Here is a 17,171-nt window from a genome sequence, read left to right as displayed (position 1 = left end):
AACGTACGGATATGAAAAAGATTCTGTTTCTATTGCTCATCATACTTGTCTCCTGTGAAAAATCGGAAGTAGTCACTGAAAATGATTTTAGCCTATCCGGCACCACGTGGACAATGTATAAGGAGGAGGTTAAAGAGGAGAGGGTGGGAATTGACGGAACAATCAGAAAGAGATCCACGTATTGGCACTGTAATAAAACAGCGAACGGTGAATCTTGCACGCTTGTCACTCTTCAAAACCAATGGGATAATTACCGGGATGATGACGTGGTTCATGATATAACTTCATTAGTGTCCACTAAAAAATCATAATAGTTCTTTGAAATTGTTGATATTCAATTTATTGTATCCGATTTTCGAGTCAACGGATTTGAATTTATCTTTGCGGTCAGAATCAGACCGTTATGCATAAAGACCCATTCGTTTTCTCCCAATTAGTCCAGTTCATGGATAGGAATCACTTCAATTACCTTGTACGCAAGTATGAAGGTGATAGATACGTCAAGAGCTTTACCTGTTGGAATCAGCTACTTACGATGATGTTCGGGCAACTGACCAACCGCGAAAGCCTCCGCGATCTAATTGTAGCGACCGAGGCGCATAGCGGCAAACTTTACCATCTTGGAATGGGAAAGTCGGTGACCCGAAGCAATCTTAGCAAGGCTAATGAGCAGCGCGACTATCGTATATTCGAGGACTATGCCAAGTTCATGATCAACGAGGCAAGGAAGCGGCGGATTGACAAAATCTTCGAGCTTGAAGGGCATGTCTATGCGTTCGATTCGACTACGATTGACCTGTGTCTGTCGGTGTTCGAATGGGCTAAATTCCGTAAGCATAAAGGCGGCATCAAGATGCACACGCTTTACGATATAGAGGCTCAAGTTCCTGCTTTCGTGCATATTACTCCGGCAAACGTACACGATTCCAAGGCTATGCTTGAGATACCATACGAGCCAGGGGCCCATTATATTTTCGATCGCGGCTACAACGATTACGGCAACCTGTACACTATTCACCGCACTAAAGGATTCTTCGTTCTGAGAGCCAAAAACAACGTCCAGATGAAGCCGAGAACTTGGAAAAGGCGACTTGCGCGAGGCATCGTTTCCGACATAGTCGGCACTTTCACCGTGTATAAAAGCACCAAGGTTTATCCGGAGGAACTGCGAAAGGTGATTTGCATCGATCCTGAGGATGGTAGCAAATACATTTTTCTTACCAATAATCTGACAGCCACGGCCTCTCTGATTTCGGAACTTTACCGCAATCGGTGGAGTGTGGAACTATTCTTCAAATGGGTGAAGCAACATCTCCGAATCAAGAAGTTCTGGGGTACATCAGAGAATGCCGTGCGTGTCCAAATCTATTGTGCAATAATTACTTATTGCCTTGTAGCAATAGTTCAACACGGCATGAAATTGGAACGCAGCATCTACGAAGTCCTTCAAATTCTTGGAATCTCGCTTACCGACAAGACCCATTTGCGGGACTTGTTCGACAAAAAGAATATCAATGATGTCAAAGATCTCTATGGTTCGAGTGAACTAAATTTATTCAACTTTTAACCGTGTCCAATTTTTAGTGGACACTTGTGATATAACTTATAAAACAACCGGAAAGATTGAATTTACAGCAAAATCGGTGAGGGTTCACTTAAAAAGATCTTATAGCACCGTTTTTGGAGAGTTCCATCTGGCTGACATTCATCGAGATGATGAATATTTTATTATCGGAAGAATTGGACAGGACGTTTCGGGTGGTTATTTATTTACCGTGCTGAAGGACGAAAAGGTAATAAAGTACGGCGGCGACTATTATGCAAGGGAATAATCAAAATCATCACACGAAACGATGAACAGTGAAAGGTCGTTGTTTCTTTGCTCTCTTCACCTCCCCGCCACCTCGTCAATCACCATCCTGTTTGCTTCATCTATTTTACGCCTATCGAAGTTTATATAGAGGGATGTCACCCTGCTTCCATGAGAGTGCCCTAAGGCGGCAGAAATGGTGTCATTTGGTATATCTATAGAAGAGGCAATGCTCGCCCATGAGTGCCTGGCATAATAAGTGGAAAGCTTACTGTTAATCACACCCTGATCGTCGGATAACTTCTTTAGAGAGTAGTTTATACCCCTTTTGAACCCGTCGTAATCTTTGTATAGATGGATAAAATTGAGCAGATACTCGTCTTCGCCTTTGTATTTTTCAATTAATTTCATCGCTTCCGGCTCAACCTTAATCCCTAAAAATGATCCCGTCTTTGACCTGTTATAACTTATCCTATCCTTGTGTAATGCTGTTTTTTCGAGGTATAGTAGGTCTTTCATATTCATCCCGATGAGATAGAAGGACAATAGGAAAAAGTCACGGAAAACGCCGTATTTTCCGTTATATGCTATTATTTTTTTCATCTCGTCCAATTCTAAATTTCTATGCGCTGTCCTTTCGCTTTTTATTTGATACTTCCTGAAAGGATAAGAGGTAGTAATCCCGTCGTCAAGGGCGAGGTTAAACACCGCCCGGATATTTCTTAGATGGATTGAAATAGAATTAACGGACATTCTTTGCGAGAGATGCTTGACAAATTCATCAAGCCATTCCCTGTTTATTGACCTGAAATTCACCCTGTCGTCATATTCTCTGACGACATCTAAGGTATATTGGTATATTTCTGCTGTTTTTGGAGCACGGCGGGTTTTTATTACTCTTTCAAAAGTCTCAAAAAACAGATTGACGTCTTCTCTTTTGGTTAATATGTTTTTCAGTTGCGTATCGGAAAGACTGTTCAACCTGTCCTCTCTTTCGAGATCGAATAAGGCTTTCTCTATCTTGTCAACACTTCGTGTGAGAATGGCATTCTTTGAAGCGCTGTTTTTTGCCGATGGGATTAACCTGCCGTCCTTGAATTGCGACTTAAATGCGCTGATCCCCGTTGATATCATTATATCTTTGCGATGGTTTACTACAATTTTCACCGGGTATTCCCCGCTACTCTTCGCCCTTCGTGTATCCAGATAGACCCTTAAAGTTGCCATATTTTTGCAGATTATTTGCAGACAAAGGTACAATTTAAACGGATATGACCCGAATAAAACCGATATATGTTTAATTTTAAGACAAAGAAAAAAGCGTCTGCCATAAAGACAAACGCTTTTAATTCCAACTATTTAGCTTTTGCGGTATGGACGGGACTCGAACCCGCGACCCCCTGCGTGACAGGCAGGTATTCTAACCAACTGAACTACCACACCATTTTTGGTTACTATGTATGGACTTGTTAGCTGCGACCCTCCCGAGGAAGTCGGGATATTCTAACCAACTGAACTACCACACCATTTTTGGTTACTATGTATGGACTTGTTAGCTGCGACCCTCCCGAGGAAGTCGGGATATTCTAACCAACTGAACTACCACACCTTTTTTGGTCGCTATTGAAGACCTTCACCACTGTGAACAGTATCATTTCGATAGCGAGTGCAAAGGTAAGGATATTTTCAGAATTACAAAACTTTTGAGGGGATTTTTTCTGCCAAAAATTCACTTTTTTACACTCGCTATTAAAAATGGAGCCGTCTTTCACAAAAACAATCTATTTTATACCAAAACAATCCCGCAGGGAGGTCGTGGGTTACTTCAACCACTCATCAAACCAGCGGAAGAACTCGCGCTGAAACAGGACTCCGTTCTGAGGCTTGCTGATCCAATGATTCTCGTCGGGGAAGATAAGCATACGCGACGGAATACCTCTCAATTGGGCGGCATTGAACGCCATCATTCCTTGCGATGCCAGAATACGATAGTCATATTCACCATGGGTAATCATGATCGGTGTATCCCATCTATCTATGAACTTATGGGGAGAATTGGCATATGTCCGTTGTGCAATGGCATTTGACTTATCCCAGAACGGGCCTCCCATATCCCAGTTGGCAAAGAACATCTCTTCCGTCTCCAGGTATTGCGCTTCCAGATTGAAGATACCTGCATGCGACAAAAACGCTTTAAAGCGCCCGTCGTGATTTCCGGCAAGCCAGTAAGTAGAGAAACCGCCGTAGCTGGCTCCGGTACAACCAAGCCGGTTCTCATCTACAAAAGGTTCTTTCGACACAGCATCGATGGCTGCAAGATAATCCTTCATATTCTGTCCACCGTAATCACCACTGATCTGTTCGAGCCATTCCTGTCCGAATCCGGGTAAGCCGCGGCGATTAGGCGCTACCACGATATAACCATTGGCTGCCATCATCTGGAGATTCCAGCGATACGACCAGAACTGGCTTACCATACTCTGTGGCCCTCCCTGACAATACAACAAAGCCGGATAGCTCTTTTTAGGATCGAAATCGGGTGGATAGACTACCCATGTGAGCATCTCCTTACCATCGGTAGTGGTGATCCAGCGCTCTTCCACCTCTCCCATCCGTAGCCGGTCGAGTATCTCTTTATTTTCAAACGATATTTCGGTAGCCTGCCCCGACGCAATATCCACACTGTAGATCTCCGCCGGTTGCGACATGGACTGCCGTTTCGCGATCAGTTTGCCATTTCCCAGGGCGACAGAGGTATAGTCATATTTTCCCTGAGTAAGAGGAGTGATCTCTTTGGTAACGATGTCTGCCGTGTGCAGTTGAGTGGTTCCTTTTACGGACGATACCATATATATAGTACGGTTGTCACTGTTCCAGACAAAATCATCGGTATTATAATCGAACGCTTCCGTAACGTAGGTCTTTTCACCTGTCGCCAGATCCATCACGAACAACCGGTTCTTATCAGCTTCATATCCGTCGCGTTCCATACTCTGCCAGGCAAGATATTTCCCATCGGGCGAGAACTGCGGATTCACGTCGTACCCCATCATCCCTTCAGTCATATTTTGAGTCTGACCGCTTTCCACATCGTAAAAATAGATATCGGAATTAGTAGAAAGAGTGTACTCTTTTCCTGTCTTTTTGCGGGATGTGTAGGCTATAGTTTTGCCGTCGGGGCTCCAGGCAAGTTGCTCTATACCCCCAAACGGTGCCATCGGCGCTTCATAGGGCTCTCCTTCCAAAAGATCTTTTATATTTGATAACTTATTACCTGAAAGATCAGCCACAAAGGGATGGGGCACGCTTTCCACCCACTTGTCCCAATGCTTGTACATCAGATCGTCTACTATCCTACCCGATGCATCCGGCAGGTCGGGGTATTTTTCAGCTGCCGTCTCCACCGTTTTCACACTTTTGATGAACAGCACTTTCTTCCCATCAGGAGAATATTTAAATCCATCGATTCCACCTTCTACATTGGATATCTGCTTCATCCCTCCCCCATCAGGATTAATAGTCCATATCTGCGAAGAACCGGTCTCATTGCTAAGGAAGGCTATCTTTTTACCATCTGCGATCCATTGCGGGTTATTTTCCTGCGTATTGGTGATGGTGAGTTGTTTCTTCTCCGAGCCGTCGCTTTTCATGATAAACAACTCCGAGTTGGTTTTATTCTGGGGAATACTCACATAAGTCACCTGATAGAGGATATGCGATTTGTCGGGCGAGACCTCCACACTCCCTACCCTGCCAAAACTGTAAAGGATTTCAGGCGTCATGATACCGTCCTTTATAGTGGGTTTTGCTTTGCCTATCGTCTCGGTCAGCTCTTTATTTCCTTTTTTACCCGTCTCTTTGGAAGCCGGCGTCTGGGAAGCTTCGTTGCAGGCCAGCATGCTCCCGGTAATAATAATTGCCATAAATAGTGATTTACTCTTCATACGGTTTGGATCGATATACTTGATGGTTATACTTATGATTTTTATTGATCGACTATCTGTCCGTCTATCATATGGATGGTTCTGTCGGTGATCGATGCCAGCTGCTCATCATGCGTCACAATGATAAAGGTCTGGTTAAGCTTGTCCCGCAGTTCGAAAAAAAGCTTGTGAAGCTCCTCCTTATTATCGGAGTCGAGGCTACCGGAAGGCTCATCGGCAAACACTACAAGGGGATCGTTTATCAATGCACGGGCTACTGCGACACGTTGTTTTTCACCGCCGGATAATTCCGCCGGCTTATGGGTGATACGTTCTGAAAGTCCCATCATACACAGCAGATCCTTTGCTCTCGCTTCTGCTTCGACATGTTTCGCATGCCCTATCAGCGCCGGGATCATCACATTTTCGAGGGCGGTAAACTCAGGCAGCAACTGGTGAAACTGAAAAACAAATCCGATATTCCTGTTCCGGAAATCAGACAATTTTTTTTCACTCAGTGAACTTAATTCGTGATTATCGATATAAATCCTGCCTGAATCGGCTTTCTCCAAAGTCCCCATGATCATAAGCAGGGTAGTCTTACCCGCGCCACTCGGCCCCACGATAGATACTATCTCTCCTTTCCGCACCTCCAGATCGATCCCTTTCAGTACCTGAAGCGGGCCGAAGCTCTTATAAATTTTTTCTGCTTTTATCATCTGATCCGTTTACCACAACATAATCAATCTGCGAAGATAAGAAAAATGCATAACTATTTAAAAGAATCAGCGTGGTTTTCAGCAGAAAATCATGTACTTTTGTGAGGAGCAAATGTAGATTTCACAGCAGATGGACGAATTAAGTAGAATGAGGCATGAATACCAAGCAGGAAGCCTTAACGAAACAGAGATGGCACCGAATCCTTTCGATGAATTCAAGGTATGGTTGGAAACAGCCATTGCCTCCGGTTTGTCGGAACCCAACGCCATGACCGTAGCTTCAGCCACTCCCGACGGAAGGCCTTCAGCGCGTGTGGTACTTTTAAAAGAGCTGAATGAGAAAGGATTTGTATTTTACACCAACTATATGAGCCGGAAAGGACAGGAATTACTTGCTAATCCTTTTACTGCAGCCGTTTTCGACTGGCATGAGATCGAACGGCAGGTAAGGATCGAAGGTATTGCCGAGAAGGTGGAGGACGAAGAGGCGGATGCCTATTTCAACGTACGGCCCAATGATGCCAAGATAGGGGCATGGGCATCACCCCAAAGCAGGATAGTAAGGGGACGCGAAGAACTGGAAGAGCTGGAGAAGAGGTATGCAAATCAATTCTCCGGCAGTGAAATACCACGACCTCCTCATTGGGGCGGTTTTCTGATTCGACCGACAATGATCGAATTCTGGCAGGGACGCCCCAACCGAATGCACGACCGCATGGCGTATTATAAAGGAGACAAGGGCTGGAATATGCAACGATTAGCTCCCTGAAATCCTGAATTATGAAAGAATTCTATTTAACTCACTCCGGGTTAATTACGGAAATACAAAAAGAGGAATGATTAGCTTTTAACGTCAATCACCTTATTCTTTGGTACGGTAGCTACAAACTCTTTCAGGTAAAAAGGTTCAAAATAGGCTACATCCACAAACGTTTTATCGGCAAAGGCCTTTTCGGCCAGAGACACCATTGCCGAAGCCAGCGGGTGAATATCATCAAAGAACAGCGCATTGGGATGCGTGATGACAGTACGGCATTTCTCTGCACCGTTTCCGAAAAAGATGATCTTCTGTTTCTCAAGAAGGTCGCTGTAACTGTCCTCTTTCACTATGTCGGCCGATGTTTCACGGATCATATTCAGCGACCGGTCGAAGAAGGTGGCATAGACCTCCATCCGCCGGGCATCAATCATCGGGCAAAGCAGCGTATCTTCATCTGCTTTCTCTCTCATCATCGAAGCCATGATACGGGCCGTGGGAATGGCGATCATTGGAATATCCAGGCCGTAACTCAATCCCTTGGCTTCCGATACACCGATACGCAGTCCGGTATAAGAGCCGGGGCCGCTACTCACAGCGATAGCGTCCAGGTGGATATCCTGTTCTCTGGCATACTCCATTATCTCATGGACAAACAGACCTATCAGGCTTGCATGCGACCGGCCTTCATAATTCTCTTTATTTACCAGGATCTCCCCATCACGCGAAAGCGCACAGGAACATACGGGAGTGGATGTTTCAATTGTAAGCAGCGTACACATAAGAGGAATAAGGGCAAAATAGTTTAACGGCGTAAAGATAACAAATTTTCTCCCGGCAGAACCGAAAGGGCATAAAAAAACTGCATCGGTTGTGATGCAGTTTCTCTAAATCTAATAAAAGATTAATACCTGTTCCTGTCGCGGTTTCCGTAACCACCTCCACGGTTGTTATTATACCTCGGACGATCTCCCTCAGCACGAGGGCGAGCTACAGAGACAGACAATGTACGTCCGTCGTATTCAGCATCGTTGAGTTCTTCAATGGCGCGTTGTCCATCACCTTCGTTGGACATTTCTACGAAACCATAGCCTTTTGAACGGCGGGTTTCACGATCAGTAATAATCTTGGCAGAAGAAACGTCTCCGTATTCTTCAAACAGTTCTTTTAAATCGGCATCAGTAATCTGATAACTTAAGCCAGCTACAAAAATGTTCATGTAAAAAAAATAAAAATAAAAAAATAAATAAATTGTGCAGAAGTCCTTTCAATTAAAGAGGAGTTAGGAAATAACTTAACAATGAGTGAAGAAACTAAATAACGGCCCGCTAAAAAAATACTTATGCACAACAAAGATAGGGATAAATTAATTCCGACAAAACAAATCAGCAATAAATTTGCAAAAAAATATCAAACACTATTTTAGTTATCAATACCACTTCTTCTGAGTAGGGCTTCCACACTAGGTTCCTGACCACGGAAACGAATAAAAAGCGTCATTGGATCTTCAGTGTTTCCTTTCTCTAAAATATTGATTCTGAATGAACGGGCGGTTTCCTTGTCAAAAATACCATTCTTCTTAAAAACGGAGAAAGCATCCGCATCCATCACTTCCGACCATTTATAACTATAATAACCAGCCGCATAACCTCCTGAGAATATATGACTGAATGAAGCAGACATACATGTTTCGGGAACTACCGGCAGGAGTTGTACACGTGCCATGGCATCCTGTTCAAATGCACGGACATCTCCTTCAAACGGTGCTTCCAAAGAATGCCACGCCATATCGAGGTATCCGAATGAGAGTTGACGCAAGGTAGCATAACCGACGTTATAGTTGGATGCATCCACTATTTTCTGCAACAGCTCTTCAGGCATCTTTTCACCTGTTTGGTAGTGGAAAGCGAACTTATCGAGATATTCCTTCTGTACCAACCAGTTTTCCATGATATGCGAGGGTAGTTCTACGAAATCGCGGTAAACACTGGTACCTGAAAGTGTTTCGTAAGTGCATTTCGACAGCATACCATGTAGCGCATGACCGAACTCATGCAGGAATGTCTTCACCTCGTCGAAAGTAAGCAACGCCGGTTTGGTCTCGGTTGGACGGGTGAAATTCATTACAATGGAAACATGGGGACGGCTATCTTTACCGTCTCTCATATATTGCTCTTTAAAAGAGGTCATCCATGCACCGGAATGCTTGCCATCGCGGGGATGGAAGTCAGTATATAAAACGGAAAGGAAATCGCCGTTTTCATCAAACACCTCATAGGCCTCCACCTCGGGATGATAGACCTGAATATCCCTGTTTCTCACAAATTGTAAACCGTAGAGATCCGTTGCCAGTCCGAAAACGCCCTTTTTCACATTCTCCAATTCGAAATAGGGACGCGTCATCTCGTCATTCAAATCAAAACGGTTGTCTTTCAGCTTATCGGCATAATAGCTCCAGTCCCACGGTTGCAGGTCGAACGGTTTTCCTTCCATCTCTGAGGCAAACGACTTCACATCTTCCAGTTCCTGGTGGGCTGTCGGCGTAAATGCCTCTGCCAGCCTGTCGAGTAATCCGAAAACTGCCGCCTCATTCTTCGCCATCCTGTTCTTTAATATGTATTCAGAATAGGTGTTATACCCCATCAGACGGGCGATCTCCAGACGGAGATTCACGATCTTCCGCACATTTTCCTGGTTGTCGAATTCTCCACCGGCCACACCTTTCATGCTGTAAGCCATATAAAGTTTCTCACGTAGATCGCGGCGCGAGGAATATTTCATAAATCCCATATAGCTGGGCGCCGACAGATCGATCAGCCACCCTTCTTTTCCTTTCAACTTTGCTTTTGTGGCGGCAGCATCTATCAGGGTCTCCGGCAATCCCGTCAGATCGGCCTTATCGGTAAGCACCATCTCAAAAGCATTGGTTTCCCGGAGGTTGTTCTGCCCGAATGCAAGGCTAGCCTTGCTCAGTTCCATCGACAACTCGCGGTATTTCTCTTTTCCTTCGGGAGATAGCGTGGCTCCACTGTTTTCAAAGTTTTCGTAGTATTTCTCGGTCAGCCGGATTTGCTCTGGAGTAAGTCCGGAAGTATGGCGTACGTCATACACCGCTTTTACCCGTTTAAAGAGCTCTTCATTCAGGTTGATATTGTTGGAATGTTGTGATAACTCCGGACTTAACCGTTGCGATATCTCCATCATCTCATCATTGCTCTCAGCGCTCAGCAGATTGAAGAAGACACTGCTCACCCGGGATAACATCTCACCGGAATATTCGATCGCTTCGATGGTGTTGCTAAAAGTAGGGTTCTGGGGATTAGCGACAATTGCATCAATCTCCGACTGATGTGCTTTTATCGCTTTTTCGAAAGCAGGTTCATAATGCTCTATTTTGATTAAATCGAACGGAGCCGTTCCATAAGGGGTAGCAAAAGGTTTAAGAAAAGGGTTCTCTTTTGCCGGGGTAGTCATCATTATCATTGCACAGCTGATTGTTAATAATATTTTCTTCATAAAATTCGTTACATTTGTAGAATAATTAGGGTGCACCTCGGATAAGTTCAACAAGTTAGACTTATCTCTCGGCTTCTACTATATTTATAGAATGTAAGATGCGTCTCGGGCAAGTTCAAGCAAGCTTGACTTGCCTCTCAACTTTCATTACATTTGCAGGGAGTAAGAAACCCGGCAAAGATAGTTTTTTTGTTCCAGCAGAGCAAAAAATCATACCAGCCAAAACATTCTTCCCTGAATTGTGTTTTTTATTACAATGGGTAGCGACAAACAAAGAATGGGATCTGAATTACACATATTAAATTAGAAAGATATGGCAACAACTGAGAGTAAAACCAGCGAGAAAACAAAAACCACCAAAACAAAAAGCAAGAGTAAGACCAATACAAGACCTACAGCAGCAAGTGCCAAGAAAAACTTTATCCTCGACACGAATGTGATCCTGCATGATTTCAACTGCCTCGACAATTTTGAGGAGAACGACATCTATATCCCTTTCGTGGTACTGGAAGAGCTGGACAAGTTCAAGAAAGGAAGCGACCAGATCAATTTCAATGCCCGCGCTTTTGTGCGTGAACTGGATCTTATCACCGATGACGACCTGTTCACCAATGGTGCCGATATGGGAGTCGGCAGAGGTAAACTCTATATCGTAAACGGTTCAAAAGATAACAGAAAGATTATCGACGCTTTCCCCGAAAAAACACCGGACAATCGTATTCTTACTGTAGTTTCGGAAGTGGCAGAGAAGCACCCGGAGATGAAAACCATTCTGGTATCAAAAGATATCAACCTGCGGATGAAGGCGCGTTCCCTCGGCATGCTGGCCGAAGACTATATCAACGACAAGGTGACGAATGTCGATATTTTTTCCCAGGGCGAAGAGGTGATCGAAGGTATCAATCCCGACCTGATCGATAAGGTATATACGCAGGCAGGCGGTGTGGATATCGATGAGTTCAATTTCGAGATCCAACTCGATCCCAATCAATGTTTTATCCTCAAGAGCGAAAGAAACAGCGTGTTGGCACGTTACAACCCGTTCACACAAAAAATAAAAAAGATCGAGAAAGAATTCAATTTCGGCATCCAGCCACGCAATGCGGAACAGGCATTTGCTTTCGAGATATTGAACGATCCGGAAATAAAACTGGTAGGACTTACCGGAAAAGCGGGTACGGGAAAAACCTTGCTGGCGCTGGCATCCGCTCTGAAGCAGAATAAAATCTATAGCCAGATATTACTGGCACGTCCTATCGTCTCACTGTCGAACAAAGACCTGGGCTATCTGCCGGGTGATGAGAAACAGAAGATCGCACCCTATATGCAGCCGCTTTTTGATAACCTGAATGTGATCAAGGCAGCCCTCGGACAGAATAGTTCCGATCTCAGGCTGATCGACGAAATGCAGAAATCAGGACAACTGGAAATAGAAGCGTTGGCATTTATCCGCGGACGAAGCCTTACCGGCACCTTCTGCATCATTGATGAAGCGCAGAACCTCACTCCGCATGAAGTAAAGACTATTATTACCCGCGCCGGAGAAAGTACCAAGATGGTGTTCACGGGCGACCTTCAGCAGATCGACTCGCCATATCTCGACACACAGTCTAACGGGTTGGCTTATATGATCGACAAGATGCGGGGACAGAACCTGTTCGGACACGTAAACCTCGTAAAAGGTGAACGGAGCGAACTCTCCGAACTAGCAAGTAACCTTTTGTAAAGTGAAGAATGAAGAATTAAAAGTGAATAACGAGTTTCGGGTTACAAATAAATAAAGTAATCCGGAACTCGTTTTTTAGTATTATTCCTGTACGTCAAAAATCATTATCTTTGTAGCCCTAAACAAAGATCAAGAGAACAATGCAAAAACCTTCTATACCTAAAGGGACAAGGGATTTTTCGCCTGAAGAGACGGCGAAACGGAACTATATTTTCTATACGATCAAAGAGGTGTATCGTCTTTACGGCTTTCGCCAGATTGAAACGCCGGCAATGGAAAACCTCTCCACCCTGATGGGGAAATATGGCGAAGAGGGCGATAAACTGCTGTTCAAGATACTCAACTCCGGCCACTTCTTAGGAGATATGAGTGCGGAAGATATTACCGAAGGTAATTCCGCGAAGACAGCCAATAAGATTTCGGAGAAAGGGCTTCGGTATGACCTTACCGTTCCTTTCGCCCGTTACGTTGTGATGCACCGAAACGACATCACCTTTCCCTTCAAACGCTACCAGATACAACCGGTATGGCGTGCCGACCGTCCCCAAAAAGGACGTTACCGCGAGTTTTTCCAGTGTGATGCCGATATCGTGGGATCCGACTCCCTGCTCAACGAGGTGGAGTTGATCCAGATCATCGACGAAGTCTTTTCCCAATTCGGCATCCGTGTTTCGGTGAAACTGAACAACCGCAAGATACTTTCCGGTATCGCCGAGATCATTGGTGAAGCCGATAAGATCACCGATATCACCGTCGCCATCGATAAACTTGACAAGATCGGCACGGAAAAAGTGAACGAAGAGCTGGCATCGAAAGGGATCACACAAGAGGCGATAGAAAAGTTACAACCAATCCTGTTGCTGAGTGGCACCACCCGGGAAAAATTCAGTCAGCTGAAAGAGGTACTGGCATCCTCTCCTACCGGATTGAAAGGCGTGGAAGAGATAGAATATATTTTCGATAAGACAGACCTGCTTTCACTGAAAAATGAGTTGACACTCGACCTGACTCTGGCACGGGGACTCAACTATTATACAGGCGCTATCATCGAAGTGAAAGCACTCGACGTGGAAATCGGAAGCATCACCGGCGGTGGCAGATACGACAACCTAACCGGCATCTTCGGGTTACCGGGCGTCTCCGGCGTGGGAATCTCATTCGGCGCCGACCGGATTTACGACGTACTGAATCAACTCGACCTTTTTCCAGAAAATTTCACGTATACTACAGACCTGCTATTCGTCAATTTCGGCGAAAAGGAAGCCGCTTATCTCCTTCCCGCAATGCAACAACTGAGAAGCGCCGGTATCCGTTGCGAACTTTATCCCGATACGGCCAAGATGAAAAAACAGATGTCGTATGCCGACAGTAATCATATCCCTTTCGTGGCTATCGTGGGCGAAAACGAAATGAAAGAGGGAAAAATCATGTTGAAGAATATGGAAACCGGAGAACAAAAGCCGGTAACCATTCAGGAGATCATCAGTGATATAAAGAACTACTAAATGCTCAGTATAGAGAACCTTACCGTTGAGTTCGGCGGTTTCACCCTACTTGACCGTATATCATTCGTCCTGAACAGGAACGAGCGGGTAGCCCTTGCCGGCAAGAACGGTGCAGGGAAATCGACGCTCCTGAAGATTATGGCGGGGCTGCAACAGCCTTCCGGCGGTGCTGTCTCCTTACCCAAAGGCGTCTCCATCGGTTACCTGCCGCAGCAAATGAAGCTGAGCGACAGCCGTACCGTACGTGAAGAAGCTTCCCTCGCTTTCTCCCACCTGCAAAAGATGGAGAAAGAGTTAGAACAACTGCACACCGAAATGGCCGAACGCACCGATTACGAGACAGAAGCCTACCAGACGGTGATTGAACGGGCGACTGACTTGCAGGAACTTTTACAAATGTCGGGGATCCACAATTTCGAGGCCGAAGTGGAAAAGACGCTGATGGGGCTTGGGTTTCTGCGGAGCGATTTCGACCGCCCTACTCGTGAATTCAGCGGTGGCTGGCGCATGCGTATCGAATTGGCGAAAATCTTGTTGCAGGCGCCGGATGTGCTGCTGCTCGACGAACCGACCAACCACCTCGACATAGAGTCGATCCAGTGGCTGGAGAATTTCCTCACTACACACTCCAACGCCGTTATGCTGGTGTCGCACGACCGGGCTTTCCTGGATGCCGTGACCAACCGGACTATAGAGATCGTGCTGGGCAGTGCCCACGACTATAAAGTGAATTACTCCAAATATCTGGAGTTGCGCCGGGAACGGCGGGAGCAACAGCAGAGGGCCTACGAAAATCAGCAGAAGCAGATCAAGGATACCGAAGAATTTATAGAACGGTTCCGATACAAGGCGACTAAATCGAACCAGGTACAGTCGCGCATCAAGCAATTGGAGAAAATAGAACGGATCGAGGTGGATGAGGTGGATAATTCGCAACTCAACCTGAAATTCCCACCCGCACCACGCTCAGGCTCCTACCCCGTCGTCATGGAAGAAGTATTGAAAAGCTATGGCGACCATCTTGTTTTCAAAGATGTCACGCTCACCATCGAGCGGGGTGAGAAGGTGGCATTCGTAGGAAAGAACGGTGAAGGGAAGTCCACCCTTGTGAAATGCATCATGAACGAGATCGATCACGGTGGAAAACTGGAACTGGGACATAATGTGAAGATCGGTTACTTTGCCCAGAACCAGGCACAACTGCTGGATGAGGAGATGACGGTATTCGATACCATCGACTATGTGGCGGTGGGAGATGTCCGCACCAAAATACGTGATATCCTCGGCGCCTTTATGTTTGGTGGCGAAGCGTCCGACAAAAAAGTGAAGGTGTTGTCGGGTGGCGAACGAAGCCGTCTGGCGATGATCCGCCTACTTCTGGAGCCGGTCAACCTGCTTATTCTGGATGAGCCGACCAACCACCTCGATATCGCTTCGAAAGAGGTACTGAAAAAAGCGATCAGCGAATTCGACGGTACTGCTATCATCGTATCGCACGACCGCGACTTCCTGAACGGACTGGTGAGCAAAGTATATGAGTTCGGCGGAGGAAAAGTGACGGAACACCTGGGTGGCATCTATGACTTTCTGGACAAAAAGAAGCTGGAAACCCTGCAGCAGTTGGAACTCTCTACAACTGTGGCAGCTAAAATGGAGAAGAAACAGGAGCAACCGTCGGAGAGCAAACTCTCTTATCAGGAACAAAAAGAATTGAATCGTAAACAGCGCAAGTTGGAGAAGCAGATTGAAGAGGCGGAAAATAAGATAGAAGCGCTTGAAAAGAAGATCTCGGAGATGGAAGCGACACTCTCCACTCCGGAAGGTGCATCGGATATGGATTTACTGCAGAAATATCTGGACACCAAAGCCCGGTTAGACCAGACAATGCACCATTGGGAACAGTTGCAGAACGAACTCTGATCTGTAAATCAGGTGATGTTACGGCTGTACCGGGCGCTATAGCGCCCTAAACCGGAATAATCCTTCAAAATGCACTCCTACCGGCATATTAATCATTAAGAAACAGAGAGAATGAAACGGATCAGTAAATTTATTTTCAATCAAATCCTCGGCTGGCGAGTCAGGGGCGAATTTCCCGTTCTCTCCAGATGCGTGATCGCCGTGGCGCCTCATACCAGCAACTGGGATTTCCTGATAGCAAAGGTGGCTTACTCCTCTATCGGCAGGACCGCCAACTTCCTTATTAAGGCAGAGTGGTTCGTCTTTCCTTTCAACCTGTTCTTTAAGAGTTTAGGGGGCATCCCGGTAACCAGGGAAAAGAATTCCTCACTCACCGATACCCTGGCATCGGAGTTCAACCGACGCGACCAGATGCAACTGGCTATCACCCCGGAAGGGACACGTAAGCCGGTGAAAGAGTGGAAAAAGGGATTTTACTATATTGCGTATAAAGCGGGTGTGCCGATATTGTTGGTCGGTCTGGATTACAGCACAAAGGAAGCCTTGTCTCTGGGCCTCATCCATCCTTCCGGAGATTATGAGAAGGATATCGAGGAGATAAAATCCCGTTACAAAGGTATTCAGGGAAAGAAGCCTGAGAACTTTTTACTATAGGATATCAAGGCAATCCAAAATCCCGCCTGTTTATCAGAAGTTCAACTCCCCATTTAAGATGGACACTATGGCACCGGAAACAAATTCTGATCTAAAAACCAGACTATCCCACCGGATAGGAATGCAAGACATTCATGAAATCACCTTTCTTGTCCAAAATAATAATCAGAAAAAGCAGGAATTGTATGAATGCCTTTTCGACAATGACGACAGTATAGGTTATAATGCAGCCTGGGTAATGACCCATTTCTCCTCAGGCGAAAATGTATGGTTATATGATAAACAGGATGAATTGATCGACGCTCTCCTGGTGTGTGAACATCCGGGAAAACGAAGGCTGATCCTCTCTTTATTGTTCCGGCAGCCATTACACCATCCACCACGGATCGATTTGCTGGATTTCTGCTTGGAACGGATGATCTCGAAGCGGGAACTACCGGGCGTACAATCCCTTTGCATGAAGCTGGCTTATGAACTTTGCCGTCTCACACCGGAATTATTGCAGGAACTTAAAACAATACTCGAAATGATGGAACACGATTTAGTTCCCGCTATACGTACTGTCCGCAAAAATATACTGAAAGCCATGCCGAAAGGGAAAAGCCTGCAATCTTAACTTCAAAATATTACCTTTACCGAAA

At 45.6% G+C, this 17,171-nt stretch carries 14 protein-coding genes and 1 tRNA gene; 8 read left to right on the top strand and 7 right to left on the bottom strand.

The genetic code is table 11. From position 1 onward, the window contains the following. The first annotated feature begins 11 nt into the window (after positions 1-11). Both PSM36_RS03795 and PSM36_RS03790 read left to right on the top strand, forming a co-directional pair. On the top strand, positions 12-311 hold the full coding sequence (locus PSM36_RS03795) for a hypothetical protein (protein WP_076928987.1): 300 nt from the start codon (positions 12-14) through the stop codon (positions 309-311). Between the two features lie 92 nt (positions 312-403). Beyond that, positions 404-1,567, top strand: coding sequence for an IS4 family transposase (locus PSM36_RS03790; protein WP_076928794.1), 1,164 nt, complete (start codon positions 404-406; stop codon positions 1,565-1,567). A gap of 321 nt (positions 1,568-1,888) precedes the next feature. On the opposite strand, the gene PSM36_RS03780 is transcribed toward PSM36_RS03790, so the two are convergent. The 4 genes from PSM36_RS03780 to PSM36_RS03765 form a co-directional block, all read right to left on the bottom strand. Further along, positions 1,889-3,037, bottom strand: coding sequence for a site-specific integrase (locus tag PSM36_RS03780; RefSeq protein WP_076928983.1), 1,149 nt, complete (start codon positions 3,035-3,037; stop codon positions 1,889-1,891). A 142-nt stretch (positions 3,038-3,179) separates the two neighbouring features. After that, positions 3,180-3,253 (bottom strand) — tRNA-Asp (locus PSM36_RS03775). A 377-nt stretch (positions 3,254-3,630) separates the two neighbouring features. Beyond that, the gene (locus PSM36_RS03770) at positions 3,631-5,754 is read right to left on the bottom strand and encodes a S9 family peptidase (protein ID WP_076928981.1); all 2,124 of its coding nucleotides are present in this window, start codon (positions 5,752-5,754) and stop codon (positions 3,631-3,633) included. A gap of 41 nt (positions 5,755-5,795) precedes the next feature. Further along, positions 5,796-6,452 (bottom strand): ABC transporter ATP-binding protein, encoded by a 657-nt coding sequence (locus tag PSM36_RS03765; protein ID WP_019539606.1) that lies wholly within the window; start codon positions 6,450-6,452, stop codon positions 5,796-5,798. Between the two features lie 130 nt (positions 6,453-6,582). Between PSM36_RS03765 and pdxH the strand changes: the two genes are divergently transcribed. Continuing rightward, on the top strand, positions 6,583-7,221 hold the full coding sequence (gene pdxH / locus PSM36_RS03760; protein ID WP_076928979.1) for a pyridoxamine 5'-phosphate oxidase: 639 nt from the start codon (positions 6,583-6,585) through the stop codon (positions 7,219-7,221). 71 nt (positions 7,222-7,292) lie between these two features. Here pdxH and tsaB read toward each other — a convergent pair whose 3' ends face one another. The 3 genes from tsaB to PSM36_RS03745 form a co-directional block, all read right to left on the bottom strand. Next, positions 7,293-7,991 carry a tRNA (adenosine(37)-N6)-threonylcarbamoyltransferase complex dimerization subunit type 1 TsaB gene (tsaB, locus tag PSM36_RS03755; RefSeq protein ID WP_076928977.1) on the bottom strand — a complete coding sequence of 233 codons (699 nt, stop codon included), beginning with the start codon at positions 7,989-7,991 and terminating at the stop codon, positions 7,293-7,295. Between the two features lie 122 nt (positions 7,992-8,113). Continuing rightward, positions 8,114-8,428 (bottom strand): RNA recognition motif domain-containing protein, encoded by a 315-nt coding sequence (locus PSM36_RS03750; protein ID WP_076928974.1) that lies wholly within the window; start codon positions 8,426-8,428, stop codon positions 8,114-8,116. A gap of 203 nt (positions 8,429-8,631) precedes the next feature. Beyond that, positions 8,632-10,725 carry a M3 family metallopeptidase gene (locus PSM36_RS03745; RefSeq protein ID WP_076928972.1) on the bottom strand — a complete coding sequence of 698 codons (2,094 nt, stop codon included), beginning with the start codon at positions 10,723-10,725 and terminating at the stop codon, positions 8,632-8,634. Positions 10,726-11,038: 313 nt separating this feature from the next. Between PSM36_RS03745 and PSM36_RS03740 the strand changes: the two genes are divergently transcribed. From PSM36_RS03740 to PSM36_RS03720, 5 genes are all read left to right on the top strand, one after another. Next, positions 11,039-12,451 carry a PhoH family protein gene (locus PSM36_RS03740; protein ID WP_232001512.1) on the top strand — a complete coding sequence of 471 codons (1,413 nt, stop codon included), beginning with the start codon at positions 11,039-11,041 and terminating at the stop codon, positions 12,449-12,451. A gap of 140 nt (positions 12,452-12,591) precedes the next feature. After that, positions 12,592-13,956 carry a histidine--tRNA ligase gene (gene hisS / locus PSM36_RS03735; RefSeq protein WP_076928970.1) on the top strand — a complete coding sequence of 455 codons (1,365 nt, stop codon included), beginning with the start codon at positions 12,592-12,594 and terminating at the stop codon, positions 13,954-13,956. Further along, complete coding sequence (locus PSM36_RS03730; RefSeq protein WP_076928966.1) at positions 13,957-15,876, top strand: ABC-F family ATP-binding cassette domain-containing protein; 1,920 nt, start codon at positions 13,957-13,959, stop codon at positions 15,874-15,876. A 111-nt stretch (positions 15,877-15,987) separates the two neighbouring features. Continuing rightward, positions 15,988-16,530 (top strand): 1-acyl-sn-glycerol-3-phosphate acyltransferase, encoded by a 543-nt coding sequence (locus tag PSM36_RS03725; RefSeq protein ID WP_076928963.1) that lies wholly within the window; start codon positions 15,988-15,990, stop codon positions 16,528-16,530. Between the two features lie 121 nt (positions 16,531-16,651). Then, entirely contained in the window at positions 16,652-17,146 is a 495-nt protein-coding gene (locus tag PSM36_RS03720) for a hypothetical protein (RefSeq protein ID WP_232001511.1), read from the top strand. Positions 17,147-17,171: the final 25 nt, after the last annotated feature.

Origin of the sequence: Proteiniphilum saccharofermentans (assembly GCF_900095135.1) — a bacterium.
In the GTDB taxonomy this organism is placed as follows: domain Bacteria; phylum Bacteroidota; class Bacteroidia; order Bacteroidales; family Dysgonomonadaceae; genus Proteiniphilum; species Proteiniphilum saccharofermentans.
Note: the sequence above shows the minus strand (reverse complement) of the source record. Positions and strands in the feature narration are given on the sequence as shown.